Origin of the sequence: Microvirga massiliensis, assembly GCF_001006805.1 — a bacterium.
Lineage (GTDB): Bacteria > Pseudomonadota > Alphaproteobacteria > Rhizobiales > Beijerinckiaceae > Microvirga > Microvirga massiliensis.
In genome coordinates this window covers 72,800-74,959 of sequence record NZ_LN811358.1, presented here as the reverse complement: position 1 = coordinate 74,959, position 2,160 = coordinate 72,800, and the positions used below count along the sequence as shown (strand labels likewise).

Sequence of the window (2,160 nt, the reverse complement as noted above, 5' to 3'; positions counted from 1 at the left end):
CCTGGAGCGGCTCGACGGCCGGCCCTACGCTATTCTGGTCTGTGCTGGCAGCGACGGCCAGAATGCGGCGCGGCAGATCGAGCGGATTGCAACCGGCTGGCGCCTGCGGACCATCGCCGAGCCGATCATCGTGTGCACTCACGCCCAAACCCCGGAAGCGATCTTCGCCCCGAAGGTGATTGCCGGTGATGACCTTGCCCGCTGCGAAGAGCTCGGGGCAGCCCTCGCCGCCGGACTGGCGATCGGTGTCTTCTGATCCATCTCGCCAGCACAGGAGATTGCGGACGCGGATTATCAATACACCGGCGCTCCTCTGCACCCCTTGCGGTTTGCAGACCGTCTTGGCCCAATCAGAACCGGCGAGGTCGGATCCGATCGGGGAAAAGTCGCTGAGCGCTCCCGCGCAACCTGTTCGGGCGTATCCTGGTGATGATCGATGAGCTGCGACCAAGGCGGGTCGCCCGAGGTTGACGCTGGCGGGCCGATCACCAAGGGCCCAACTGACAGGTGAAGTGCGCCTGCCGTGCCGCTGAATAGTCTGAGATCGCGGCAAACTGAGCTTACGGACCACCGACCCGGCGGTTTGGGCGCCGGAGAACCCAGGGCCGTGCTTCGCAGGGCCCGTGAGTCAAGCTATCTTTCCTTGTGCAGTGGGCGGGTCGGCCCATCCATCCGGGAAATGTCGGTTAAAAGGATCGGTCGATGACTTCACCTCAACGAGCTGAGCATGCGGTCGCGCCATTCGACACTCATTATCTCGATCGCCTCATGGAAGAGCATGGCCTCGATGTCATCGTCGCGACGTCCAAGCACAACGTGCAATATCTGCTTGGAGGTTATCGCTTCTTTTTCTTTGACACGATGGAGGCGATCGGGACCAGTCGCTATCTACCCGCCGTCGTTTACCGGAAAGGCCGACCAGCCGAGACCATCTACGTTGGTTGTTCGATGGAAAGCTTCGAGCGCGACAATGGACGGCTCTGGCCGGCCTCTCTCGACCTTGGCACGACAGGAAGTGAAGCGGCGGCCCGTCAAGTCGTCAGGCACGTCTTGCAGCTTGGACCAAGTGTGAAACGCATTGGTCTCGAAGGGCCGTTCATACCGGCCGACGCGGCCGCGATCCTGCGCGAGGGCCTGAACCACTGCACATTCGGTGATGCCGTGCTGCCACTCGAAAGACTGCGCGCCCGCAAGACGCCGCGAGAAATTGCCTGCCTGCGTGAGGCATCCGAGCGCGTCGTTGACGCCATGCTGGCGACCTTTTGGTCGTGCGCGCCGCATCGCAGCAAGGCCGAAATTGCCGAGACGTTGCGCCTCGAAGAGGTGAAGCGTGGGCTGGTGTTCGACTATTGCCTCATCACGGCCGGGACGAGTCTCAACCGCGCTCCGTCGCTCCAGCGTCTCGCGCGCGGCGACATCATCTCACTCGACTCCGGGGCCAACCAGTCGGGCTACATCGGAGATTTGTGCCGCATGGCCATTCTTGGCAAAGCGGATGCGGAGCTCACCGATCTTCTCGGCGTCATTGAGGAGGTTCAGCAGGCGACACGTCGGCTTGTTAGACCCGGAACGCGCGGCGGCGACATTGTTGACCTCGGGCTGCAGATGGCCGCAACGTCGCGGCATGGAGCGTTCTTGCGCTTTCAGGCGCATGGCATGGGGCTTGTCAGCCACGAAGCGCCACGGCTGATGGACATGCCGCGCACCTCCTACACCGGTTATGATCGGGACCGCCCCCTCGAAAGCGGTTTGGTGATTTCTATCGAAACGACCCTATCCCACCCGAAGCGTGGCTTCATTAAGCTCGAAGACACTATTCTGGTAACCGAGGACGGCTACGAAGCTCTAGGCGACGCCGGACGCGGGTGGAACGAGATCGCCGTCTGAAGCATAACCATTAAGAGCGAGGCCTCCTGGAGGTCTGACCCCCGCTAGGCGCCTCATCGCGCAGCACCGGCCGTTGCCCGTTTACGGGGACGCCGGCGGCTCGCTCATGTCCTTGCCTCGTGCGCTGGGATGGTGAAAAGATTTCCATTCGCAGCAGGGCGTTATGGAACATCCCGTTGACGGAACCTTCTCGTGCGAAAGACCTTCTCGGCGTCGCAAGGTTTCAAACCGTCCGAACTTTGGTTCCGTAAAGGCGCTTCTGTGAGTGATGCA

General features: G+C 61.8%; 1 protein-coding gene and 1 pseudogene. Both read left to right on the top strand.

Annotated elements, in window-relative coordinates:
- A pseudogene (locus BN1233_RS24535) lies at positions 1–256 on the top strand (hypothetical protein); the annotation flags it as partial.
- Between the two features lie 446 nt (positions 257–702).
- The gene (locus tag BN1233_RS24530) at positions 703–1,887 is read left to right on the top strand and encodes a M24 family metallopeptidase (protein WP_046866273.1); all 1,185 of its coding nucleotides are present in this window, start codon (positions 703–705) and stop codon (positions 1,885–1,887) included.
- Positions 1,888–2,160: the final 273 nt, after the last annotated feature.